This window comes from Paenibacillus guangzhouensis, from assembly GCF_009363075.1.
Classification (GTDB): domain Bacteria; phylum Bacillota; class Bacilli; order Paenibacillales; family Paenibacillaceae; genus Paenibacillus_K; species Paenibacillus_K guangzhouensis.
In genome coordinates, this window is sequence record NZ_CP045293.1 from 3952664 (window position 1) to 3977437 (window position 24774).

20 protein-coding genes and 1 pseudogene are annotated in these 24774 nt (G+C 46.0%); 5 read left to right on the plus strand and 16 right to left on the minus strand.

The features are described 5' to 3' along the window. Positions 1–195 precede the first annotated feature (195 nt). Positions 196–1260 (minus strand): 3-deoxy-7-phosphoheptulonate synthase, encoded by a 1065-nt coding sequence (gene aroF / locus GCU39_RS17705; RefSeq protein WP_152394730.1) that lies wholly within the window; start codon positions 1258–1260, stop codon positions 196–198. A 261-nt stretch (positions 1261–1521) separates the two neighbouring features. Between aroF and GCU39_RS17710 the strand changes: the two genes are divergently transcribed. Further along, on the plus strand, positions 1522–1803 hold the full coding sequence (locus tag GCU39_RS17710; RefSeq protein ID WP_152394731.1) for an ArsR/SmtB family transcription factor: 282 nt from the start codon (positions 1522–1524) through the stop codon (positions 1801–1803). A gap of 74 nt (positions 1804–1877) precedes the next feature. Further along, the gene (locus GCU39_RS17715; protein WP_152394732.1) at positions 1878–3086 is read left to right on the plus strand and encodes an MFS transporter; all 1209 of its coding nucleotides are present in this window, start codon (positions 1878–1880) and stop codon (positions 3084–3086) included. 44 nt (positions 3087–3130) lie between these two features. Here GCU39_RS17715 and GCU39_RS17720 read toward each other — a convergent pair whose 3' ends face one another. The 15 genes and pseudogenes from GCU39_RS17720 to GCU39_RS17790 all read right to left on the minus strand — a co-directional run. Further along, positions 3131–3631 (minus strand): DUF2062 domain-containing protein, encoded by a 501-nt coding sequence (locus tag GCU39_RS17720; protein ID WP_152394733.1) that lies wholly within the window; start codon positions 3629–3631, stop codon positions 3131–3133. Positions 3632–3643: 12 nt separating this feature from the next. Beyond that, entirely contained in the window at positions 3644–4591 is a 948-nt protein-coding gene (locus tag GCU39_RS17725) for a 4-hydroxy-3-methylbut-2-enyl diphosphate reductase (RefSeq protein WP_152394734.1), read from the minus strand. Between the two features lie 57 nt (positions 4592–4648). Continuing rightward, complete coding sequence (locus GCU39_RS17730) at positions 4649–6106, minus strand: sensor histidine kinase (protein WP_152394735.1); 1458 nt, start codon at positions 6104–6106, stop codon at positions 4649–4651. Then, entirely contained in the window at positions 6106–6801 is a 696-nt protein-coding gene (locus GCU39_RS17735) for a response regulator transcription factor (RefSeq protein WP_152394736.1), read from the minus strand. The genes GCU39_RS17730 and GCU39_RS17735 overlap by 1 nt, the downstream gene beginning before the upstream one ends. Before the next feature lie 74 nt (positions 6802–6875). Next, a complete protein-coding gene (locus GCU39_RS17740) occupies positions 6876–8486 on the minus strand; it encodes a S1C family serine protease (RefSeq protein ID WP_152394737.1) in 1611 nt (536 codons plus the stop codon). Between the two features lie 115 nt (positions 8487–8601). Further along, complete coding sequence (locus GCU39_RS17745; protein ID WP_152394738.1) at positions 8602–9255, minus strand: response regulator transcription factor; 654 nt, start codon at positions 9253–9255, stop codon at positions 8602–8604. Then, a complete protein-coding gene (locus GCU39_RS17750) occupies positions 9242–10285 on the minus strand; it encodes a sensor histidine kinase (RefSeq protein ID WP_152394739.1) in 1044 nt (347 codons plus the stop codon). Before GCU39_RS17750 ends, GCU39_RS17745 begins: the two co-directional genes overlap by 14 nt. A gap of 3 nt (positions 10286–10288) precedes the next feature. Beyond that, entirely contained in the window at positions 10289–11158 is an 870-nt protein-coding gene (gene liaF, locus GCU39_RS17755) for a cell wall-active antibiotics response protein LiaF (protein WP_152394740.1), read from the minus strand. A 447-nt stretch (positions 11159–11605) separates the two neighbouring features. Further along, entirely contained in the window at positions 11606–11860 is a 255-nt protein-coding gene (locus GCU39_RS17760; RefSeq protein ID WP_152394741.1) for a hypothetical protein, read from the minus strand. A 24-nt stretch (positions 11861–11884) separates the two neighbouring features. Continuing rightward, positions 11885–12442, minus strand: coding sequence for a 3D domain-containing protein (locus GCU39_RS32040; RefSeq protein WP_152394742.1), 558 nt, complete (start codon positions 12440–12442; stop codon positions 11885–11887). A 120-nt stretch (positions 12443–12562) separates the two neighbouring features. Next, positions 12563–16051, minus strand: coding sequence for a cohesin domain-containing protein (locus GCU39_RS17770; RefSeq protein ID WP_193726531.1), 3489 nt, complete (start codon positions 16049–16051; stop codon positions 12563–12565). 35 nt (positions 16052–16086) lie between these two features. Then, positions 16087–17157, minus strand: coding sequence for a hypothetical protein (locus GCU39_RS17775; RefSeq protein WP_152394744.1), 1071 nt, complete (start codon positions 17155–17157; stop codon positions 16087–16089). A 196-nt stretch (positions 17158–17353) separates the two neighbouring features. Beyond that, positions 17354–19294: a threonine--tRNA ligase gene (gene thrS, locus GCU39_RS17780; RefSeq protein ID WP_152394745.1), complete on the minus strand. Its 1941-nt coding sequence runs from the start codon at positions 19292–19294 to the stop codon at positions 17354–17356. 377 nt (positions 19295–19671) lie between these two features. Beyond that, complete coding sequence (locus GCU39_RS17785) at positions 19672–20586, minus strand: putative sporulation protein YtxC (protein WP_152394746.1); 915 nt, start codon at positions 20584–20586, stop codon at positions 19672–19674. 155 nt (positions 20587–20741) lie between these two features. Then, a pseudogene (locus GCU39_RS17790) lies at positions 20742–20906 on the minus strand (dehypoxanthine futalosine cyclase); the annotation flags it as partial. Positions 20907–21206: 300 nt separating this feature from the next. Here GCU39_RS17790 and GCU39_RS17795 point away from each other — a divergent pair. The 3 genes from GCU39_RS17795 to GCU39_RS17805 are packed head-to-tail and all read left to right on the plus strand — an operon-like array spanning position 21207 to position 24472. Beyond that, on the plus strand, positions 21207–21440 hold the full coding sequence (locus GCU39_RS17795) for a helix-turn-helix domain-containing protein (protein WP_152394747.1): 234 nt from the start codon (positions 21207–21209) through the stop codon (positions 21438–21440). 6 nt (positions 21441–21446) lie between these two features. Further along, positions 21447–22109: a type 1 periplasmic-binding domain-containing protein gene (locus GCU39_RS17800; protein WP_152394748.1), complete on the plus strand. Its 663-nt coding sequence runs from the start codon at positions 21447–21449 to the stop codon at positions 22107–22109. Continuing rightward, positions 22106–24472 (plus strand): hypothetical protein, encoded by a 2367-nt coding sequence (locus GCU39_RS17805; protein WP_152394749.1) that lies wholly within the window; start codon positions 22106–22108, stop codon positions 24470–24472. Before GCU39_RS17800 ends, GCU39_RS17805 begins: the two co-directional genes overlap by 4 nt. The last annotated feature ends 302 nt before the right edge of the window (positions 24473–24774 follow it).

Sequence of the window (24774 nt, forward strand, 5' to 3'; positions counted from 1 at the left end):
CAACTTTCATTTCTTTGTTGAAGTAATTATATGCCTGAGTCGGAGCATCGTCAATACTCATGTCAGGTATTTTTTGAAGTTTATGTGAGGTAATGTGACATAGTACAAATCATTCGTTATAAAGTGCAAATGTCCCGAATTTAAAACAAAAAACCACTGCGATACCGCAGTGGCCTGGTTCAGATATGAATGAAATTAAACAACTTTCCACGATTCGAATGCTTCCGCTGGAGCCTTCGCCGTGTCGAATGTTTTGCCCATTAATGCGCCTAGCTTTTCTAGGTCTTTCAATAGATTCGCGAATTGATCCGGGAAGAGTGACTGCACGCCATCGCCTGTCATCGAATTGTCCGGGTCTGTATGCATCTCAATGATCAGCCCGTTCGCCCCAGCAGCCACAGATGCCTTCGACATGGTCTCTACCAATTCACGACGGCCCGTGCCATGGCTAGGGTCCGAAATAACAGGTAAGTGACTCAATTGTTGAAGGACAGGAATCGCCGTTAGATCCAGCGTGTTCCGTGTGTAGGTCTCGAAGGTACGAATACCGCGTTCACAGAGCATGACATTCGGATTCCCGCCTGCGAGAATGTATTCCGCTGCATTAAGGAACTCATCATACGTTGCGCTGAATCCGCGTTTCAGCAGGACAGGTGTATTGCACTCTCCAAGCTTGCGCAACAGATCGAAGTTCTGCATATTACGCGTTCCTACCTGGAGAATATCCGCGTATTCTGCGCAGATATCAACGGTATCTGGTGTCATGACTTCGGTAATCGTCAATAATCCATGCTTCTTCCCTGCTTCCGCCATCATGACCAGCCCTTCGACGCCGATGCCTTGGAAGCTGTAAGGGCCTGTTCTTGGCTTAAATGCGCCGCCGCGTAGGACTTGACCGCCTGCTAACTTCACAAGTCTAGCAATCTCGTCAATTTGTTCAGGTGATTCAACGGCACAAGGTCCGCCCATAATCGTCAGGTTGTTCCCGCCAATCTTCACACCTTTGATCTCAATGATCGTATCGTCCGGATGGAAATCACGGCTTGCGAGTTTGTAGGACTTCGAGATTTTGATAACATTCTCAACATCTTTCATCTGACGCAAATGCTCTGCGAGCTTCGGCTCGAATTGTCCAATAATCCCGATCACCGTACGATCTACACCGCGGGAGATATGGGCTTGTGCACCAGCTTGCTCAATCACTTTAACGATTTCATTCACACGGGCTTCCGACGTTTTATTCGATGTAATTGCAATCATGTTCAACACTCCTCAATTTTATCATTATCTATCGACATTCGATTTGTCATTATTCCACTATCACACTTCAACGCTTATACGCTTTTAAGCTTTTATACGTTAAAGCAATTATACGGCCAATCGTGATGCCCGTCAAGACGATTCAGACAATTATTTTATGCAAACGCTTTTTCAGAAAATAACATATTTACTTCCGAGGAAAGTTGTGGTTTAATTTCGATAGATATAGAAATAACAACAAACAACGAAGGTGAATTGAGTATGTTCGAAGAAAACGCAGATGCACGTCAAGCGGTCAAAGTATACAAAGCTCTCGGAGAACCTACGCGGCTCAAAATCGCTATGCTGCTGGTCGATGAACAGAATTTATGCTGTTCGGACATCAAAGGCAAACTTGAATCCGTTGCTGGTTCAACTCTGTCGCATCATTTGAAGCTGTTGACCGATGCCGGTCTATTGGAGCTCCGCAAAGATGGAACCTATATTTACTATCGCGTGAACCGCGAAGTCGCGCAGAAGTACGCACCGTTTTTACTCGTATAATTTTTTTTGTTGTTATTTCTATATTTTTAGAAATATAAAATTAATAGCTCGTGAGAGTGGAGAGGAGCATCACTGTGAAGTCAAATGCTTGGAAAATCTATATATTAGCCGCTGTCAGCTTTCTCGTTGGTACATCAGAAAATATTATTGCAGGGATTCTCGATAAAGTCGCAGCGGATACAGGCATTTCCGTCGCTGCAGCCGGACAATTAATTACCGTCTTCTCGCTGGCATTTGCATTTGGAACGCCCGTCCTCATGGCGGTGACGGCACGTATGGAAAGGAAAAAGCTGCTGATCTATTCCCTGAGCATATTCGTCATTGGCAATGCCATTGCCGCCATCCTCCCCGGATTCGGATTTCTCATTGCATCTCGCATCATCTCAGCGCTTAGCACCGGCGTCTTCGTCGTCACGTCCTTAACGGTTGCTTCCAAGCTCGCACCGCCGGACCGGCAAGGAAGCGCCATTGCCACCCTGGTCATGGGCTTCAGCACCTCCTTGATCATCGGCGTCCCCCTTGGTAGGGTCATTGCTTCCGCCTATGACTGGAAGCTCATCTTCGGAGGCATTGGACTTCTCGGTATCTTCGCCATCGTCTTAATTAGCTATGTTATTCCATCAACATCGGGGGAAGAACCTGTTCCTCTTCGCAAACAGCTTACCCTCCTAAGACAACCACGAATTGCGATTGCCTTAGCCATCACCTTCTTCTGGATACTCGGCTACTCTATTGTCTATACGTACATTTCACCATTCCTGCTACAAATCACAGGGTTGAATGAACAAGGCGTCAGTATCGGGCTATTTGCATTTGGCATCGCAAGTCTGATCGGTTCGAAGTTTGGTGGCTTCAGCACCGACAAATGGGGCGTTGCCCGCACGCTGATTAGCGGGATGTTGATCCATGCGATCGTCCTTATCGGGTTATCCATCTCTGCGCAATCAGCTGTCGCGGTATTCCCGCTGCTCATGGTCTGGGCATTCTCTGCTTGGTCGTCAGGGCCAACGCAACAATATTATCTTATCTCGCTAGCCCCCGAAGCCTCTGGGATCATGCTTAGCTTGAATACGTCGATACTTCAGTTAGCCATGGCTGCAGGCGCTGGCATAGGCGGCTTTGCTATTGAGCAAATTTCGCTCTCTTCCATCAGTTGGATCGGCGCCGCTGGTGTGACCATTGCTGCAGGAACGGCAGCGGTGTCACTCGGACTATCACGATCCCGCGCACGCGCACGAACACGGATTCAGCTCGAGGAACCACAGCGGACCGTTGCCAACTGATCGCCCCTTTTTCATCGATGGACAAAAAAAGGCTGCAATTCACGTTATCCGTGAATTTGCAGCCTGCGTGTTTTTCGTTTTTCTTTTCGCTTATGCGTAGCGTAATCGATCATCCACTTCACAGGTAGATACATAATCAGTCCAAGGATAATACCATCCACAATACCGCCAACAATCAGCTTCACATTATACATCATAAACCGATTAATCCATTCCGGAACGTAAGGAATATGAATGTGAACACGCTTCGGAAGCAGCATCCCCCCAACCATACCATTCAGGAAGGAGATCGGGATATAAATGATCTTCCCGAATACGAATCCGATCAGCGCACTCGCGAAGCTTGCTCGCAGAATGTATACGAGGGGGAAGATCAAAAAGAATGCCAGCCCCATCGTAGGCAGCGTGAACATCTCAATGGCAAGACCGATCGAGAAGCCTTTCGCTACTTTTGCCCCTCCGCCTCGAGCGCGGATCAGCAGCAAGTACTTATATTTCATCCATCGCCCGACACCTTTAAGCCAGGATGATTTCCGGTTGGACATGCGCCCGGTTCCTTAGCTCGACTTGCCACGAACGGCTGGCAATAATTTATCCATATTCACCGTTCGTACGATAGGCCAGGTTGCTTCGTTATCAGCATCATACTGTTCCAAGTATGCGATCACTTCTTTGGTAATCGGTGTCGGTGTTGATGCGCCCGAGGTGACACCTACTTTACGAACCCCTGCCAACCACTCTCGATTGAGCTCCGTAATATCCGCAATCCTGTACGCTCTCACGCCTGCAATCTCCTCTGATACTTGCGCAAGGCGGTTCGAGTTATTGCTGCGAGGATCACCTACGACAATGACCAGATCCGTCTCACCCGCTTGCTCGGCTACAGCTTGCTGCCGCACCTGCGTTGCAAGGCAAATCTCATTATGAATTTCAGCACGAGGGAATTTCTCGATCAAGCGATTCATGATGTGTTTAATATCCCATTGGCTCATCGTCGTCTGATTCGTAATAATAATACGGTCTGTTGAAAGTTCAAGCTGGTCAATTTCTTCTTCTCTTTCGATCAGATGAACATGTTCCGGCGCAACGCCAATCGCACCTTCCGGTTCAGGATGCCCTTTCTTGCCAATGTAGACCACTTCATACCCCTCTGCGACCTTCTCGCGTATTAAATCATGCGTCTTCGTCACATCCGGACAGGTCGCGTCCACCGTCGTTAACCCTTTCTCCCGTGCAATACGGCGAACTTCTGGCGATACACCATGCGCTGTGAAGATCACAGTTCCCTTTTCCACTTGACTTAGAATTTCTAGACGGTTTTCTCCATCAAGCGTTATGATGCCATCCTTCTCAAACGCATCCGTCACATGACGATTGTGTACGATCATGCCTAATATATATATAGGACGAGGTAAATCCAGATTCTTCGCTGTCTGTGTCGCGAGTACCATCGCGTCGACCACCCCGTAACAATACCCACGCGGTGAAATTTTGACAACCTCCATGCTGCACCTGCTTTCTATCTACATGCACAAATAGTGTATATCAAATTTAATTATACTCTATTCAAGGGTAGGATGAAAGCTACTAACGATAGGAAGCCAGATGATAAACGTAGATCCTTTCTCCACGGCCGTGACGACCTCAACGGAACCATAGTGCTCATCGATGATCCACTTGGCGATCGATAACCCAAGCCCTGTTCCCGCAATGATGCCACGCGATTCATCCGCGCGGTAGAACCGGTCAAAGATATATGGAACTTGTTCCCGATCCATCCCAATGCCCGTATCCTTGATGCGGATTCCGATCTGCTCGTCGTGACGAACGGCATCGATCGTAACCGAGCCTTCCGGCGTATATTTGAATGCATTCTCGATAAAGACAAAGAGCATCTGCTGCAAATATTCTTTGTGCCCGTTCACTCCGATGGCATCCAAGGCCGACAAATCGCCCGTGATCCACTCCGCTGTCCTAGGCAGGAACTGGGCGCGGCGAATAACTTCATCCACGAGCGGGCGCATGTGAATCGGCTCTTTCTCCATGATCACACCCGCATCCGCGCGAGCTAGCGCGAGCAGGTCGTTCACCAGCCGCGACATCCGTCTGGATTCGCCTGCAATATCCTGCAGCGCTTCGAGCGACATCTCTTTCTTCATCGCCTCATCGATATGCTTGCTCTCTAATTCTCCTGCAGGTCCCCACATCTTCTCGAGCAGATCGACATTCCCTCGAATGGTCGTCAACGGCGTGCGCAGCTCATGTGAGGCATCTGATACGAATCGGCGCTGCGCGCGATAAGATTCATCGAGTTCCCGGTAGAAAACTTCCATCCGCGAGATCATCTCATTGACGGTATCAGTCAGCTGTCCAATCTCATCGTTCGGACCGGTTCGCTTAATACGGACGCTAAGATCCGACCCCCGCTGGATTTGATTCGCTGCTCGAATGACATTTTCGATCGGACGCAGAGATTTACGAGCAAGGAAGAGACCGATCGTCGATGCGATAATGACCATCGTGATCGAGACAAGCGTTAGAATATTTTTGAGCTGGGTGAAGAATAAGATCTCTTTCCCGGTATAGACTCCGATCGTGGCGACGCCGATTGTTTTGTTTTCGCCCTTATTCTTTATATTGATCGGTATTTCATAGACGTAGAATGGTAGGCCTTCCACGGTGATATGCTTGAATCCGGATTTGATTTTATCCGCTGACTTCGGATACGGGAATTGTATCCCTCCTAGATTCGGCGTCACTTTGATCGTACCGTTCACGTAATTGACGAATTGGGCGTACATCTCCTCTTCGAAGCCTTTACCGCCCACATTTAAGTCGATGCCATCCAAAAAATTATAATCCGCCGTAACCCGCATCACTTCAACTTGCTTGTTAATCTTATCCCGCATGCCGCCATAAATGCTCTGATCCGCGAACCAATAGATCGCAAGACCAACGAGAAAGAATGTTACAGCGAGAATGGAAGCATACCATGCTGTAAGCCGAAGCCGAATCGACATTACGAATCACCTCGCAGCACGTAGCCCGCGCCACGCACCGTCTGAATAATTCGCTTACCTCCGAACTCTTCGGTCTTCTGCCGCAGCATGGCTACATACACTTCGAGTACATTCGATTCGCCGCTAAAATCATAACCCCAGATCTTCTCCATGATCATGTCGCGTGTTAACACCCGCTTCGGGTTCAGCATGAACAGATGGAGCAATTCGAACTCTTTCGTTGTGAGCTCAATCGTATGGCCATCGCGAATCACTTGACGCATGTCTAAATCGAGCACGAGATCTTCATATACGACTTGCCTGGATACAGATTCGACTTCGGTCTCGCTGGATTTGCGTCGCAACAATGCACGAACACGCGCGAGTAACTCTTCCAGCGCAAACGGCTTGACCAAATAATCATCCGCTCCGTTATCGAGGCCTTTCACTCGGTCCTTAATATCGTCCTTCGCAGTTAACATCAGTACCGGCACCGAGCTGCCTGCTTCACGAATCCGGCGGCATACCTCCCAGCCATCCACCTTCGGCATCATCACATCAAGAACGACGAGATCCGGTTCGGATTCCATCATCTTGTTCAATCCCTGCTCCCCATTCGATGCGGTCAATACTTCATATCCTTCAAAAGCAAGCCCGCGCCGGAGCATCGAAATAATCTTCTCATCATCATCTACAATCAATATCCGCTGCCTCATCGCTCGATCCCCCTGTCTCATGCGAAAAGGAAGCAAGAAGGTGTTCATGCCTTCCGCTTCCTTCCTAACCCGTTTTATTGGTTACCATTTGCGTTATATTTATTTTTGTCGCCGATCTTGACTTTCAAATCCATCGCTTTTCCATTCCGAACGATATTGAACGTCACTTCATCGCCGACTTTCTTCTGTTGGATCGCCTCGATCAACGCTTCATTCGTCGCATATTTCTTGCCGTCGATCCCTGTAATGATATCGTAAGCCCGAAGGTCAGCTTCATAAGCAGGCGTACGGTAGTACACTTGCGTCACAATCGATCCTTCCACTTTATCTGTATTCAGCTGCTTCGCAATATCATCTGTCATCGTCGCGAGTGTCGCACCAATGAACGGAACAGGCTCTTGAGGAATCTCCTTGTTCGCTTTGAGGTTCGACAGATTCTCTAGGATAGTCTTCGCCGGAATGGCGAACCCAATGCCTTGCGAGTCTGCACTAACCGCGACGTTCATCCCAATGACTTCACCGTTCATATTGAGCAATGGTCCGCCGGAGTTCCCTGGGTTGATAGAAGCATCCGTTTGAATCAAATGTTTGTACTCACGCGTCTTGCCAGCTTCTTGGTCCGGAATACTAATGGAGCGTTCTTTCGCGCTTAACACCCCAGCTGTCACCGTATGGTCGAAGCCGTTCGGGTTCCCGATCGCAACGAGCCAGTCACCAGATTGAGCTTGATCCGAGTTACCGATATTGATCGTCGGGAAATCTGCCCCTTCAATTTTTAGTACGGCAAGGTCTAAGTCGAAGCTTGAACCGAGCAATTTCGCAACATAAGGCTTGTCATGCCCTTCCAAGACGACCTTGATCTGATCCGCGCCTGCAATCACGTGTTGGTTCGTAAGGATATATCCCTCTTTGTCGAAAATAAACCCTGAACCTAATCCATTTTCGATTAACGCGTCGCTATTACCATTCTGACGTTGTTGATTGGATCCGCCGCCGCTGCCATCTCCGAAGAATTGACGGAAGAACGGATCATCCATAAATGGATTGCTGTTGCTTTGTCTTTTGTTCTGTTTGACATAGGTCTCGATTTTAACAACCGCAGGACTTGCACTCTTCACAATGCTCGTAATGTCACCTGGACGCTCAAGCGGTGCAGTATTCACATTCGCACTTGTCGTAACGGCATTGCCGCTAGATGAACTCGAACCTTCTGATCCGTTCGTACTACCCGTGAATAAGTTGTAGCGATCCGAGACGAACATTAAGGAGCTAATCACAAGCATCCCAGCCAAGAAGGAGATGAACACCGTCTTGAACGATGACTTCGGAGGTGCTTGATTGTTCACTTGCCAGTTCCCGCCGATCGTACCATTTCCACTACCGCCATTACTGTAGTTCGCGAAATCCACGTTACCGGCCTTCAGTTCCATGCCCTGTGAATAGTAGGACCGCGTTGGCGCTGCTTTAATCGGATCTGGAGGTGTGACTTCAACTTCGGAAGCCATCCCGCCGTTCGATGCCGTTGCATCATTTCCCGTTACTTCGCTTGGTACGGATTTGAACGGTCCGTAAGAATAATAATACGAGGATGACTGCTCTTGCTTGTCTTGATTTTCTTTCGACTCATGATCGTTATGTTCTTCGAATAATCGTTCGTTATCATTGCGTTTATTTTCTTCACTCATTCGAATGACCTCCAATGCTAAATTAGCTGCTCTGTATAGTCATTATCATGAACGATAAACCTTAAACCAACCTTAAAAACAATTTAAACGAAAATAAAACCTAGGCGACTGCCTTTTAGGCACTTACCCACCCCTTGCGATGGGCATAAATCGCGAGCTGTGTCCGGTCTTCCATCTCGCATTTCATCAGTAGGTTGCTGACATGGGATTTCACCGTTTTGATGCTGATATGCAGCTCTTCCGAGATATCTTTATTCGTCTTTCCTTCTGCAATGAGGAGGAGCACTTCCTTCTCGCGCTCCGTGAGGCCATCGGATTCTCCTTGCGTAGTACGCTGCCGGATTCCACGGGTCAGCGCTTGGGAGACATCGCCGGTCATGACAGGCATCCCCCGGAAAGCGCCCTGCAGCGCATAGATAAGTTCATCCGCAGAGACGGTCTTTAGCACGTAGCTCACCGCGCCTGCTTCCACGGCCTCCACCACTTGGCGATCTTCCAGAAAACTCGTTAGAATAATGATCTTCATGCCAGGAAAATCACGCATAATCTCTCTTGTCGCTTCAACACCGTTCATCTCTGGCATCATCAGATCCATCAATATAACATCTGGCAGTCCTTCAGCAAATCCTTGCTTCAAGGCAGCGATTGCTTCGAGTCCATTGCCTGCTTCCCCGATGACATCGAACTTTGGTTCAATCATCAAATACGTGCGTAATCCCATCCGTACCATTTCATGATCATCCACGATCAATACTTTAATTCTCTCCATCGATCTTCGTCTCCTCTTCGAATTTCGGCATGTATACACGAATGGTCGTCCCAGCACCTGGTGTGCTCATAATATCCACCTGTCCGCCCAGCTTCTCAGCACGTTCTTGCATCGTATGAAGTCCATAGGAGCCAGGCTTCAACGTCTGCGTATTAAATCCTCGCCCGTCATCATTGATAGATAATATATATTGGCTTTCCCGTTCGGTCAGCTTCAGCGTCACACGTTGTGCAGAAGCGTGCTTCACGATATTTGCGACCGCTTCTTGGATAATAAGGAACATCTGGTGTTCCTTCGCTTCCGAGATCGGTTCGTGAAGATCGAGTTCTTTGGTGCCCTGCAACCCGTTATGACGGCAATAATCGGGGAACCATGCATCCAGCGCCTCGGACAGTGACTTCCCTTCCAGCTCGATCGGTCTTAACTGTGCGATAAGCCCTCGCATTTGCTTCTGCGCCAAATACGACATTTGAATTAATTGATCCATAACTAGCTTCGCGCGTTCCATATCGATCTCCATCACCTTCGGGAGGGATGACGCCGACATGTGAATGGCGAATAATTGTTGACTAACCGTATCATGCAAGTCGCGAGCCAGACGCTTCCGTTCTTCTGATACCGCAGACTCCGTTGTCATTTCCAGCTGCATCACCTGCTGCTCTCCAAGCTTCTGCAGCAGCTTCATTTTCTTCTCAACGCTATCCACCATCGTATTGAATTCATAGTACAGACGTGCAAAAGAGGGGTCCTCTGTCCGCCGAATTCGAACGGATAAATTCCCCCTTGAGACTTGAAGCATACTGTCATGAATGGCATCAATACGACGCTGCATCCGCTGTGCTACGGCATAACCAACGATTGTGCATAGGATAATGATAAGTAATAAATAACCCACCCACAATCGAAAATCGGTTAACATTCCCTCATATCGAAAGATACCAAGCAGCACAGCGACGATGCTGAATGCACTGGAGAGTGCAAAGTATATCAGTAATCCCCATTTTGAATTCTGCAATATGCGCGTCATCATGATTTAACCTACTTTATTCACTTTGACATCACCGATAAATGTGCTCACGATGATACGTACTTTTTTACTTGCCTCATTATAGTAAGGTGTCTCTTGTCGAATGTTCTTCATAAATCCGCTCTCGAAATGATCCAGCAGCTTCACATCGCCATGGAAAGCACTGCAAGAGACGGCGACGCCAACCTCAATATCATTAGGTACATAAACCTTCACATCACCGATGAAAGACGATACATTGATTCGCGTCTCTCCATAAGGGATATGCGCCTTCGTTAAATCAAGCACGGTATCGCCAATGAAATGCGAGATGTTCATCGGCTTCAATTCCCAGAACTCTGAACCCATATGAAGATCTCCGATGAACCCGGATTTATTCACCGCGTTACCTTGCCATCCGAACTCGAAATCTTCTTTCCACGTCGATTTCGGCGACTCACTTCCTGGAGGAGGTGGCGGTGGCGGCGGTGTCATCCCATACGGCTCCGGCGGGATATGAAAGTGCGGATCATGTTTTTTGTAAGAGCGACGAGGCTTAAGTATGACGTACAGTCCGATGAGAATGAGCATCAGAGGTACCAAATAACGGAAGAAATCCCCGGCCGAAAGATGAATCACATCTAGATTACGCGCTAGGAAATATCCACCGATTAAGATGAGTACGACGTTCCCAAACGAGACCGAACGTCCATATTCATGATGTTTGTGCGACACCACATTCTTCAGTCCTGCGAGAATCAGGATGACAGGCCAATATGTGCGTATCACATAACCAATATCGATGTGAACATAACCCATCTGATTCAATAAGAACACTACACCAATTCCGACAAGGATAAGCCCTCCAAACAATCGAGATCCAAATCCTGAATGCATATTCAACGCCTCCACACGATCTTCTTTAAATGCGTGTTCAAAAAGTCGGCATTTCAGCACCGAGAAGGTTGCGAGAACCTGAAGCCATGCTTCCGTAGCGAGTTTTTCTCTGAAAAACTTTTAGGAGGAACGGAGTTTAGGCGAAACCTAAATGAGTACCTGAAATGTTTTCAGGGGAAACATACTCCGTAAGCATATGCTCTTCGAAGGTGAACGCAAGATTCGATGTCGATTTTGCTTCATGAATGGCTTCGTGATCAAATGATGACTTTTTGAACTACCTCTTTAATCTAGTCTTAGTGTACAGGATGTCAATGGCATTGAACAGCGTCGGCGGGTTGAATTGTATATCGGTCTCGAGACGGAGTGCACTTCCACAAAAAGTAAAATATCATCTATTCCATAGAAAAGAGGACGCTCTCGCGTCCTCTTCGGAATCCATCTGTCTTATAGGTCGTCAGCATCCGCATTTGCACGGGACGCTTGACGATTCGCACGTGCTGCTGCATTAGCAGATGCTGCGCTAGAATCGTTTGCTGCTTCGCTCGCGAATTCCGTATCGAAATTAGCTTTGTTCGCGCGTGCCGCAGCGTTTGCTGCACGTGCGGAGTCCAAGTTATTATTCGCTGCGCCAGCTGTTTCGCTTGCGAATTCTGCATTGAACTTTTGGTTGCTCACCTTGTTGCGATTGTTGTTCTTCATTGATTTGCTCACCTCCAAGAAGTATTATGCGACTTCTTTCGGCGTCTTATGCACAATGACAGCCTCATTCAGCTCATGAATCAGCTTCTCGGTAACTTTGCCGTCTCCGCGTTTGATAACGTGAACTTTCAATGTTTTTTTGCCCCACTCTTTGTAGACTTGCTTCGTGGTTTTATAATATAAGTCGATTTTATTGCCTTTAATGGCTGATCCGGTATCTGCTACAATGCCATATCCATAGCCCGGTATGAACAGAACCGTGCCCAGCGGCAGTACGCTCGGATCTGCAGCAATCGTTGATATTTTGTTCTTATCACGTCTCACCTTCACGCCGGAATACGTAATACCATATTGCGGATGACCAGGGCGTTTGCCTGTCGATTCAATCCCGGCGGTATATCCTGTTGCCACAACGCTGAGTGTTTCTAGAATATCTTTAGGTTCCGGAATAATCCCTTCCTTGACCGGCTTCTCTTGTGCTGACGCCTGAAATGAAGATAGTGGGAACAACAAACCGATCGTAAGTGCAATCACAATCACCCAGCTAAATATGAACCTTGTTCTACGTATGCCTCGAAGCATAATGGATATCTCCCCCTTATCCCGAAAGGCTCTCCAGAGATTCGACATTTTATGCATCGATGTCCGCAAAAAATTAAACACACCTCCGCATCCATGAGACGAAGGTGTGTCGCTGTTGGTTTATTTCAAGATTTGGCTGGCAATCCATGCTAGGTCGTTGATGTCAATGACATGGTTATGATCGATATCTCCCATAGCAATTTGACTCCAATTCGGACTTGCTGAAGTCTCTCCATAATGCGCTGCGATGATCGCTAGGTCCCCAATGGAATATTTGCCGTCTTGGTTCATATCTCCAGGAATGCCCGGATCATTTGGTGTAATCTGTACGGATAGCGAGGATGCAGCAGCAATCGATTCTACGCCCTCTCCGTCAGCGACGGTCATCTGCTTAACGGTGAACAACGCAGATTTCGCGACATCCGTTCGCTTCGCCCGGAAACTTAATTCGATAATCGATTCAGTACCCGATACGCCGCTGCCCTCTCCTTCGCTTGCGACAATCAATCGAAGCTTGCCTGCTGATGAATCAACCTTCTTCTCGACGATACTAACCCGATCCTTGATCGAAGTAGCGCTGATGAAATCGAACGCCGCAGGGTCGTACTGAATGGTTACATCCTGCGCATAGACGCTGCTTGCCACATTTTTCAATCCGAAATTCACGTTCATGTCCGCTCCAGCTTGAACCGTATCGTTGCCTGTCAGTGTCGTTGCCAGTTCCTTTACGTCGGATATGACTGGGATGCTTAGCGAAGCTTGATATGTTAATTTGGCATCGCTGAGCGCGTACTTGATATTATCGAAGGCGAACGTCCGTCCATTCGCGCTATCCCACAAGAACCCCAGCACAATCCGATCGAAATTCTTGATCACCGTCGTCGACTTCACCAATTGTCCGTCAATATACATTTTAAGGTCCGTACCGGACGTATAATCCCATTTCAGCTCATGCCAACCCTTGCTGCGCTTGACGGTCGTTGCTTCCCATGCCTGGGAATTACTGCTGACACGAACCGAATAATAATCAAGGGATCCGTAGGTACCACCGTCATAGAGTAACCCCATCCCTGCCAAGAGCGTCGTTCTTGCGTTCCCGACATGGGCGACAACACGCGTCTTCGTATCCCGCGATCCATCGTCATACAGCATCATCGACACGATTCCTTGTTGGGTGGCACCGAACAGCTTCTGAATGGCATTCGAGCCATTACCAACGGTGAAGAGCGCGCTCTGTTTGCCTTGGAAGGCCACCTTATCCGAAATGGTGCCTGTCGTAATCGATGTTCCTGTCTCCGGTACGAAATCCCCCCAACCGGATTCAAAGCTCTGCGTGAAGATGATGTCTTTATACTCCTGCACTTCTGCCGTGACATTGACAGCCTTTACGCCCGTTAAGTCTCCCTTCACCTCGAGCTTACCCGTCTGGGCGTCGACAGCGACCCCAGGCTGCCCTGACTTATAATTCACTTGATAGTAAGGCGCATGTGGCAGCGTATTCCCACCTTCCGTCACCCCTTCCAATCGAAGCTGAACCTGTGTCGTTGCTACCGTTATTTCAGGCACATCACTCGTTATTTTGTATGAAGTCACTGCAGATGGCACTAGCACTCGCACACGTGCTTCTCCTTTGATGTTCGGATTGACGGTGCTCACCGCAGTCACCGTTGCCTCGCCGGGAACCATCGGGGTAACGTACCCGTCTGGACTCACCGTTGCCACACTTGGATTCGAGCTGGACCATGTTACGGTTTTGAACCATGCATTGGCAGGCGCAACGACGGCATCTAGTGACATCCCCACATGCCCTGCATATAAGCTGACATCCGTCCGGTCGATTGTGATCGACTGCGGTACAATTTCCGGTGACTGCTCGGTTGGCTCATCATTCGCGAACTCATGTGCCCCGATATCCACCTTGGCTGGGTTCGTAATCGGATTGCGGAAGAAGTCGACTGCTGCCGGGGACCAGACCGATGGAGTCATAGCCGTCATATCAAGACCTGCATCAATCGCTGGGGAACCAGATAGCAATTTGTATCCGTTAAGTCGATTGACATCGAATACACTTTGCTGTGCTTGGATGAGATCTTTCGGTTCTTCGCCTGGTCTCGCGAATTTCGGATTGGTGAATAGATTGTCCTTGAATGAAATACCGGTAAATTTGGCATTCTGATAATTCGTCCCAGGGTAGAAGATATTGTTCTTCACTTCGCCTCCAGCGAAAGTTTCCGTACCCATGCCTGTATTAGCCTTCGAATAGAAAATGTTGTTATACAATCGCATGTATTTACCCGAATCGCTCATCAGCTTCGTGTTAATGTTCGCATCCGTGAAGAATGTATTGTTATGAATCAACGGCGCGTCTGCTGAGCCCGTCGGCAGGTAATGGAATATGTATCTTCCGTCCCCATCGTTCACGCTGACATTGTAACGCACGACGGAATTTTTCGAACCGCTCATAAATAGAATGAATCCACCTCGGTTGCTGTGACTGTAATTGTATTGATAGAGCGTTCCCTCGCAGAACATATCCACGTCGAACGCTTGACCATCATTGTAGCCATAGATGCCGCCATACACTTCGTTGTACTGCATGATCATGTCTTTGACGCCGATGACCCAGAGCCCGGCATAGTTGACATTACCGACGTTTTTGGCTGAATGCTTCACAACCGTATTGTATTCCATCCGCCCTTCGCTGCCGATATTGCTCATCACAAATCCGTCGCCTTGCACTTCCTCAACGTAGTTGTTATTGAATTTCACATTCTTCAGCACTCTCGGAAAATTCGCATTCACGTCGCCTTCCTTATACAATCCCGCATTGCGAATTCCCTCAATATCCACCCGCTTCACAGTATTCCCTTCCACGAGCACATCCGATATATTCCCGAGCAGCAGAATGCCGCCGCTGCCGATTTTCCAACCTTTCGGGTTCCCGTCCACATCATGGATGTAGTTGTTCTTGATCGTAATCCCTTGGTGCGGATTGGCTTCCCATTCCGCTGTTGTCGTCGAGGCCGTACGAATATTGATTCCAGCCCGCTGCGATACGACATCAGGATTATTGTTCGTAATTTCGAGGTTCGAGAATTCCAAGTAGCTGCCATTCACCACATCAATCGTAGCAGACATCGTCTTATCTTTGACGCCCGTATAGTTTTTGACGATTGCTGCTTCTTCCGTTGTTGTTGTGCCATTCCCGTTCAGGACGGGTCTACCCGCTTGCGCAAGATCCCCATAATGACTGAATACGATTGGCGCTTCCTTCGTCCCGGACACATCCCGCAGCTTGATCGAACCGTTCCAGACATCACCAGCCTTGAAAAGAATGCGATCTCCCGGTCCAAAACGCGTCAGATTCACCTTGTCGAGTGTTTTCCACGCTGTTGCTTGCGATAATCCATCTTGATCATCGCGCCCATTCGCACTGACGTAATAGGTGTTCCCGGAAGCGGCTTGCGTCTGAACCTGCTCTTGCCCCGTCTGATCAGCTGATGCGGCGAGAGCTTGAGGCGACTTCATCATGGGCATCGTCATCGACACGATCAGCAGCGCGGATAGACATCGCAAGAGCAACCCCTTGTTCATCCGTTTCTTGTTCAATGCAGTATCCTCCTCATACATTATTATAAGAGCGGCTAAGTAAACGAAATGCGCTGAAGTACATCTGGATGTACCTCAACCACAGCTTTACTCAGTCGCTGACTTATCTGGAGCTCCACTTGCTTCTGAACAGCCATTTGAACGACAGCCATACGGACCTTCGTATAGGATTCATACCCTTTATCCTGGATAGCGATCAGCCGGTACATAACGGTGTCCTCGCCATAGGAGTCAATGCCCGAGAATGATCCCGGCTTCATCTGCATGAACAATTGATTGAGGTTGTGTGCAAGATCATCATCCTTCGATACATCATCCATGTCTAAACTTAACCGTTCCACATGAATGGCTTGCGATAGATTCAACCGCCCGATATCGTCCTTGGTCGATCGATAACTCGTTGCTTCTTGCCTTAACGTCTCCAACACATGCTGCGCTTCCGTTGTGCCAGAGAGTGATATTTTCTCATAGGTATAGCTGTAACCCTGGTGGAAAAATTCTTGTTTCATCTCCTCATACATCGATTGCAGCGTCTTCTCTGATTGCGTATTCATCGCCTCTTTCGTCAATGAATCCATCCAGCGTTGCCTATTCATGTTCTGCACATAGGAATAATATTCGCTCGCGCCATACTGCTGTGGGCCATAAATCGGCTCCCCTTTGCGGACCTTTTCTTGCCGTTCTTCGTTTTCCTTCTTGAATTGCTTCAGAAAAGCAGCGAAAGAAATATCAGAGACGATCCCTTGCTCTTGCATGAGCATTTGCTCGATCTTCACTTGCTTTAGGTCATCCATCGCTTTTCGCTTCGCATAATCAAGCGGATTTTCTCCGTTGTAGGTCGAGTTCCAGAAGTTCTCGTCATAATCCGCGTTATAGGTTCGCTTGAAGTAGCTCGTTGTAAGCGCTTTATAATTTTGCAAAAAAAGTTCGAACTCCCCCTCCGTTACCTTCGCTTGATCAATCGTAAATACAACATCATCCCCTGATGCGTAGGAGGTCATTCGCCATGCTGCAATGCCGATTAACATACATAAAATTCCGATGCCGACCCCGATGAAATAGCGTTTGTGACCTGTGATCCTTACGTTAGCTTTGACTTGTCTCATGACATCAGCTCCCTGATCAGGCTGCTATTTAACTTGATACGAACCAACCATGTGCCATCATTATAACGATTCTAAGCTTCTTAGGACATGAACTTTTTTAATGTTGTACATATAAAATTTTAACCTTTTCTATAATGAGAAAAGATCCCCCACTTGAAACCAAGTAAGGGATCTCTCGATCATCATGTATATGGAATTAGAAAATCAAGTGGGTACGAATCTCTTCGGAAAGGCGCGCCACAGCCGCATCCAACTTGAGGAAGCCTTGATCGCCTACGCCGCGCTGACGGACGGAGACGCCGCCATCGTTCTTCTCGTTCTCACCGACGACGAACATGTATGGCACTTTCTCCAGCTGTGCTTCACGGATTTTGTAGCCGAGCTTCTCATTGCGAAGATCCGATTCCACACGTATGCCTTGCTCTTGCAACTTCTCAGCGACTTTTTTCGCATAATCTTCGAACGCGTTCGATACAGGAATGATCTTCGCTTGTACTGGCGACAACCAGAGCGGAAGCGCACCTGCGAAATTCTCCAGCAAGTAAGCCGTCATACGCTCCATTGTACTGATAATACCGCGGTGGATCACGACTGGACGGTGTTTCTGACCATCATCGCCTACATATTCAAGCTCGAAGCGTTCAGGCAGCAAGAAATCGAGCTGCGCTGTCGACAATGTCTCTTCTTTACCAAGAGCTGTCTTAATCTGTACGTCAAGCTTCGGTCCATAGAATGCCGCTTCGCCTTCTGCTTCGAAGAATGGAAGCTCAAGCTCTTCCACCACTTCACGCAGCATACGCTGAGACATTTCCCACATCTCGTCGTTCTGGAAGTACTTCTCTGTATCCTGCGGGTCACGGTAAGATAGGCGGAACCGGTAATCCTTGATACCGAAATCTTCGTAGACTTTGCGGATCAAGTTCACGACACGTGCGAACTCTTCCTTGATCTGATCCGGACGGCAGAAAATATGCGCATCGTTCAGCGTCATTGCGCGTACGCGGTGCAAGCCTGTTAACGCACCTGACATCTCATAGCGATGCATCGTTCCAAGCTCAGCGATCCGAACCGGAAGGTCGCGGTAGCTGCGCATTTCGCTCTTGAACACCATCATGTGATGCGGACAGTTCATCGGACGAAGAACGAGCTCCTCATTATCGAGGACCATTTTCGGGAACATATCTTCCGAGTAGTGCTCCCAGTGTCCGGAAGTCTTGTACAACTCCACGTTCGCGAGCACTGGTGTATAGACATGGTCATAGCCTAGACGTTCTTCTAGATCTACGATATAACGCTCCAATGTACGACGAAGCTTTGAACCGTTCGGCAGCCACAGTGGCAAACCTTGTCCGACTTGTTGGGAGAACGTGAAGATTTTCAGCTCTTTCCCTAGTTTACGGTGATCGCGTTTCTTCGCTTCTTCCAAGAGACGTAGATGCTCATCGAGTTCTGCTTTCTTCACGAAAGCTGTACCATAAATCCGTTGAAGCATTTTGTTCTTGGAATCTCCGCGCCAGTAAGCGCCTGCTACGCTTAGTAATTTGAAGGCTTTGATACGACCTGTCGATGGTACGTGAGGTCCACGGCAGAGGTCGAAGAATTCGCCTTGATCATAAATTGTGAGCACCGAATCTTCTGGCAGATCACGGATCAATTCAAGCTTCAGGTTATCATCTAGCTCTGTATAGATGCGAAGCGCTTCGTCACGGCTTACGACACGACGGCGAATCGGCAGGTTCTCATTCACGATACGCTCCATTTCCTTCTCGATCTTCACGAGATCTTCCGGATTCAAGGAATGCTCCATATCGATATCGTAGTAGAAGCCATCTTCGATAACTGGGCCAATCCCCAGCTTCACGTTGTGCTCTTTGTACAGACGTTTGATCGCTTGAGCCATCAAATGCGCTGTACTATGACGCATCAATTCCAGCCCATCCTTGCTATCGAGGGTTACGATCTCCACCGCTGCATCTGCATCGATCGGTGTATAGATATCCACGATTTTTCCATCCAATTTCCCTGCTACTGCATTCTTCTTCAGTCCGCTGCTGATCGATGCGGCAACATCTTCAATGCTGCTGCCTGCTTCATATTCGCGCACGGCGCCATCTGGCAAAGTTACTTTCACTGACATGATTCCTGTTCCTCCTTCAATATAAAAACAACAAAAAACACCCATCCCGGAAAGGGACGAGTGTTATATACCCGTGGTTCCACCCTAATTCGAACGGGAAACACAAGACCATAAAGTCTGCATTCATCACGTTCCTTAGTGCATTCGATAACGAGAATGAATCGGATACATCTACTATCCTTCGATGGATCAGCTACAAAGGGGTAAATCGCTGGTGAGCTCTGAAGGAAATTGCAGCCAATGTTTCCTCTCTCTGGACAGTTCAACCAAGGACTCATGTCTTTGTCATCGCTATTCGCGATTTTGAATACCGTTATTATAAATCCATTCGAAGAGGAGGTCAAGCGGATTCCCAGTTATATTTATACAGAACGAAGTTAATCATGCTGCTGCGCACTCTCGCTCAAATAAGGCGAGCAGACGGGACAATAGACGCATAGCTGTGCGCGGCTCTCGAAAATTTGCTGAATTGTCTTAATGACTTGCAGTTCCGGCTCGCGCGTATGAATGTAAATTTTTTGCGGGGAGACCGTAATTAACGTGCTTACGATCATATCCTCCACCTCAATATCATGATCAGGCATCTCGACCACAACACTCGTCATTTGCTTCGTCTCGATCGGGCGCATCTGATCATTCAGCAGCACGAATTGATGATCCCCTCGATGCATTACATGCGCTACAGGAATTTTGGTCTCCTGCACGAAGACGAAATATTTGAGCAGCGCAATAAATTCATGATACTGTTGGTCAAGGATATATTCATCAACCGCATATTCTACAATGTCGCGCAGTTCCTTCGTATAGGCATCCAAGCGGAATCGGATGAACCCTTCCACATGAAGTGTGGTGTTCTCTTCAAAATATTGCGTAATTTCCTGTACGAGAAGCCGCTTCCTCCGTTCACGATCATCGGGTGTGCGGAACTCTTCGGTGGTCTCTTGCAGCAACTCCATACAGTATGTCTCGATCTTATCCAGATCTTCTGCCTGTTTATAGTGAAATTCTTTGCGAATAATTCGCCGCAGCACCGCACGTTCTCTGACTTCGAGAATATATTCTGCTAACACATTCGCCGCCTTGCTGTAGACCTTCGTCGCATGCTCCGTTAACTTAAATCCTGGCAAGATGCCATGGCATGTCATTTGATATTCAGGGGAATTTCTCGCTTCCGTAAACGTAACGCCTTCCGGCTGCATATGTAAATCAGCAAATTCATGTTCCATCTGACTATGAAATTTAGACCTGGCTTCATCGGAAGTCGTCGTGATTGTGACTGTAAACAGTTCCATGTGACTTGCTCCTTCCCGAACAATGTTCTTATTCAGTATATGGGCTTTAGGAATCAGATATACAACGAGGATTTTCCCAGCAAGTCCAGAATCAAGGCGAATTTCTCATCAAGACCATAAAAAAACAGCTACCGCTTAGGGTAGCTGTTGCCAAATTAATTTTGCATAATAAAATCACGATCTACATTCGATTCTTCTTCAAACACCCGCAGGATATTGTATTTCGTATCACGCTGCGCAGGTATTTTGCCCGCTTCGCGAATCGTCTTCAGAATCGTTCCGATATTCACCTTATGCGTTGCGCCTGCTGTGATAAGGACAACTGAGTGTTTCGATATTCACACCTATAAGCCTTACTACATAAGGAATCACGGTTCATAATGATTTTCTGTTCTAGGGTAAATACTTCAAACTGTAGCAACTACACGCTTGTATAGTATTATTATACATTTATCATCAATGTTTTACCATCTAATTGATAATTAACATGTTGTCGCTTCCTTATTATATGTACGGTTAAGTTGCTTCTTAAACAAGTATTCCATTCCCCTGCCAAAATCGATTAATTATTTCAGCCAGTAACACTTAAATAGTTAAGAAGACATTTTGAGGAGGATACCATGAGAAACGAATTTGATTTTAGCCTAAGACAGAATTACCAGATGTTACGCAAACTGAAAAAGATTAAGTTAAAAGACATTGCTTCAATAGTTGGGGTTTCTGTAGCAATGCTATCAATGTATGAAAATGAGGTGGTTAATCTTCACAAAGAAAAAGAGAATATGTATCGATCATTCATAATCAGCTTCTCAGAGGAGATAAGAGAGATACATCTATGCCCTGTAAAGAGGTGAATGAAATTGAGTAACGCTACAATAATTCAGACAAACAATGATCTATTTATAGGTTCTGACTCAGCAACCTCATTATTATTAGACGATCAGTTATATAGACTGGATACGAAAGCGACCAAGTTGTTTAAATTCGACAACTTGGTTCTTTTTTGTTCAGGTGATCTAAATTATTGTTATCGAATTATGGCTATGTTTTCATCTCATAAAACAAAAAGTGTTTATTTTCTAAGAGAAATTCTCCTTGATACACACCAAGATGAAGTTGTTGATGTTGTTATTGGTGAATATAAAGAAAATAAAACATGGTTATATCAGCTTTCCCCATATAATAATTTCGACATTGTTACATACACAGATATACCAGAAGGTGACGTCAACATCGTCACGGCAGGAATTAGAGTAATGGAGTCATATAATTCAGTTTGTAATAGTGTTTCAGCTGGGAAAAATGTTCGTGAGGTATATAAAGCAGTATTTGACGAGATATCATATGAAGGTATTGGTGGTACATTAACTGTATTTAGGGTAAATCGAGAAGGTATCAGTGAATATTTGAAGTATCAGATTAAGGAAAAAGAGAATCTAAAGGTAATAAACTATGAAAGCATTTTAAACCATTTTAAAAAACATCTAATTGTTGGTGAAAGAGTATATGGAAAGCAGGTGTGAACCTTGCACTCGAAGATGAAGATGGCGTTCTGAAATTCCAAGGTTCTAAAGGTGAAATCTTTGACCGCAATGGAAGACTTGTAATGAAGCTTGGTTTGGTAGATGAGAATCCAGATAAATTCGGACTCTGGTCATTCAATGATATAACGAGAGTGAAGATTGACCAAATCGAAGGATTCGTAATTGATAGAAAGTCAAATGATACTGTCAAGCATCCCGATGGTTGGGAGAAAATCTTATGGGCAGACCCGAAAGATGGAACACTTTACTCGCATGACCTTGTGGCTAAGAATATCAAGATTGTAAACAACGTAGGCGATTTGATTCTTGATGCTGAGAACAATTATCTGAACATCGGTGATTTCGACAATATCGTAATGGACAATAAACTTACTTCAATGGAGAAAATGCAAATAATCACTGAGTTGTACAAGATCAATTCTGGATATCACAGAATGCTTGAACAAGCGGCTGAATATCAACGCTCTCAGCGTGATGATATTTTTGATATGGAAGCACAATTCCTTTCCAAAACTCCAAGTACAATCGACCTATATTCGACACAACCGCTCACAGATGCTTATTTCGCATTGTTGACTTATATCTCTCAATATATCGATGTAGTGTCACCAGACCCACTCAACATCAACATCAACTCTCCCAAGACAGACCAAACGAGTGAGATTCCAGATCGTGCTGAGTTCATCTTAAAGTTTAAGACCTACTACGATGAAGAGAAGAATCTTCGGAATAAAATCGAGGATGCCCAATTCTACTCTGGTCTTAATATGGGTCAATTCTACAACAACGTTGTAATTGGTCAATATGGATTCATTGCCCTAAGAAGTGATGGAAAGTATCGTTCGGTGTTAAATGCTACGAATGGTTTGGCTCTGCAAAAATGGGAGAAGAACAAGTGGGTAAATAAAGTCTATGCTTCGATTGGGAATTCTTCATATGAAGATGGAACGTTAATTGCGGAAGATTTGGTTGCGAAACGATTGTGTATAGAAACCAAACTTGGAGATGTGTTGCTTGATGCTGATGCACTGAATTTTGACTTTACTGTGTTAGACTCCATTATTCTTGATGATGTAATTATGTCGATGGAAAAGATAACTTTAGCCAACCAATACAAGAGTATTACAAAACAATACGTTACCCTAAAAGAGCAAATAAACAGGTATACAACGACTATTTATAATGACAGAGACTCTTCCTATTACGGTTTGGATGATGCGAAAAATCAATTGGTTGGCGCTGGGAATGAATTGAACAACACATACAATTCGTTGACTACGTACATGACTCCTGTATTCGCTAATATGAACGTAACAACTCACATCGTTAATGACTTACACTCGACAAGGCAAATCTTCCATCAAAAATGGGAGGACTTTTACAAAGCATATGAGGGTGCAAGAGCGAAACTTGCAGACTTCTTAGAGAAGTCTTCTTTACAGTTAGGAAGAAATTACAACAACACTGTCATCGACGCAGAAAATGGTGTTGTAGTTACCAGAGGTAATTACATGAATAAAACGACTCTTAATGCTACCTATGGCATTAAGATAGAACGTAATGATGGTACAGCACAATCGCCATCGTGGTATAAGGTATTCTATGCAGACAAAGATGGGAATCTATTCGCAGAAGATATGAGTACAAAAAGACTGAGAATACTTGATGCTGAACTTGGGGAAGCGATTATCTTTGATTCAATTGAAGGTATCACAATTAACGGAAGACATGGAGAACAAATAAGATTGAATGCCAACGAAGGTATTGCTATTGATGTGAAAAAAGAGAAAAGAATGTGGATTCACACTGATGGTACACTTCGTGCAAGAAAACTGATAATCGAACCAGACATGGATGGAGATTTAGTTCTTGATGAGGAAACAGATGGCTATATTTCTGATCTATTGGTGAACAGCTTGAAGGCTGTTAAAAAGGACAATGAAGCACATGACTATGTTTATATTCGCGATAACTTCGTTAAATTAAATACTGGCACATCAGCGAAGAGTGATATTACTAAGTTTAAGCTACATTTAACCAAAGAAGATGATCAATTCAGCTATCCAGAAATGATTTGGGGTCAAGGTAATGGTGTTGGTGGTAATTTAGGAGTAATTAAAAAAACTTCAAACGGATTCTTTGTTCAATATATTAATGATGCAGGTAATATTAGGGCAATAGACATGAATGTAACACAAAAAGATGCAATAAAGATTCACGCAGAAAATGGAGAAATAATAGTAGAATCTGACACAGAAATAATGTTTAGTTGTGGTTCGAGTCACATATCTATGACTCCAAAAGGAATCAAAATAAGTTCTCCACGGGTTGATCTAAACTAATAGATTGAAAGTAATACAGTGCCTAATGTATATTTCATTTCAATCTACTCATGAAATTCTGCGTAATGTGAAGAGAAGAAAAAACTATGACGAACTAGGAACACCTTATCAAATAACGAATATAAAAAAGACACTTCGCTCAAACGGAGTGCCCTTCTATCAAATGTTCAAATACATAGTTGAAGCAATTATAGTTGATTACCACTGACTAAATAAAATCAATCTTCCATTGAGAATATGGTGGACAAGAACTGCCCAAACACGAATAAAAGCCCTACCACAATTGATAGGGCTTTTATTCG

Bases quoted from the DNA above. Each gene is read 5' to 3' on its own strand.
- GCU39_RS17775 (WP_152394744.1), bottom strand. From the start codon at position 17,157: ATGAGACAAGTCAAAGCTAACGTAAGGATCACAGGTCACAAACGCTAT.
- GCU39_RS32040 (WP_152394742.1), bottom strand. From the start codon at position 12,442: ATGCTTCGAGGCATACGTAGAACAAGGTTCATATTTAGCTGGGTGATT.
- GCU39_RS17735 (WP_152394736.1), bottom strand. From the start codon at position 6,801: ATGAGGCAGCGGATATTGATTGTAGATGATGATGAGAAGATTATTTCG.
- GCU39_RS17740 (WP_152394737.1), bottom strand. From the start codon at position 8,486: ATGAGTGAAGAAAATAAACGCAATGATAACGAACGATTATTCGAAGAA.
- GCU39_RS17760 (WP_152394741.1), bottom strand. From the start codon at position 11,860: ATGAAGAACAACAATCGCAACAAGGTGAGCAACCAAAAGTTCAATGCA.
- liaF (WP_152394740.1), bottom strand. From the start codon at position 11,158: ATGCATTCAGGATTTGGATCTCGATTGTTTGGAGGGCTTATCCTTGTC.
- GCU39_RS17710 (WP_152394731.1), top strand. From the start codon at position 1,522: ATGTTCGAAGAAAACGCAGATGCACGTCAAGCGGTCAAAGTATACAAA.
- GCU39_RS17720 (WP_152394733.1), bottom strand. From the start codon at position 3,631: ATGTCCAACCGGAAATCATCCTGGCTTAAAGGTGTCGGGCGATGGATG.
- GCU39_RS17785 (WP_152394746.1), bottom strand. From the start codon at position 20,586: ATGGAACTGTTTACAGTCACAATCACGACGACTTCCGATGAAGCCAGG.
- thrS (WP_152394745.1), bottom strand. From the start codon at position 19,294: ATGTCAGTGAAAGTAACTTTGCCAGATGGCGCCGTGCGCGAATATGAA.
- GCU39_RS17725 (WP_152394734.1), bottom strand. From the start codon at position 4,591: ATGGAGGTTGTCAAAATTTCACCGCGTGGGTATTGTTACGGGGTGGTC.
- GCU39_RS17750 (WP_152394739.1), bottom strand. From the start codon at position 10,285: ATGATGACGCGCATATTGCAGAATTCAAAATGGGGATTACTGATATAC.
- aroF (WP_152394730.1), bottom strand. From the start codon at position 1,260: ATGATTGCAATTACATCGAATAAAACGTCGGAAGCCCGTGTGAATGAA.
- GCU39_RS17795 (WP_152394747.1), top strand. From the start codon at position 21,207: ATGAGAAACGAATTTGATTTTAGCCTAAGACAGAATTACCAGATGTTA.
- GCU39_RS17745 (WP_152394738.1), bottom strand. From the start codon at position 9,255: ATGGAGAGAATTAAAGTATTGATCGTGGATGATCATGAAATGGTACGG.
- GCU39_RS17730 (WP_152394735.1), bottom strand. From the start codon at position 6,106: ATGTCGATTCGGCTTCGGCTTACAGCATGGTATGCTTCCATTCTCGCT.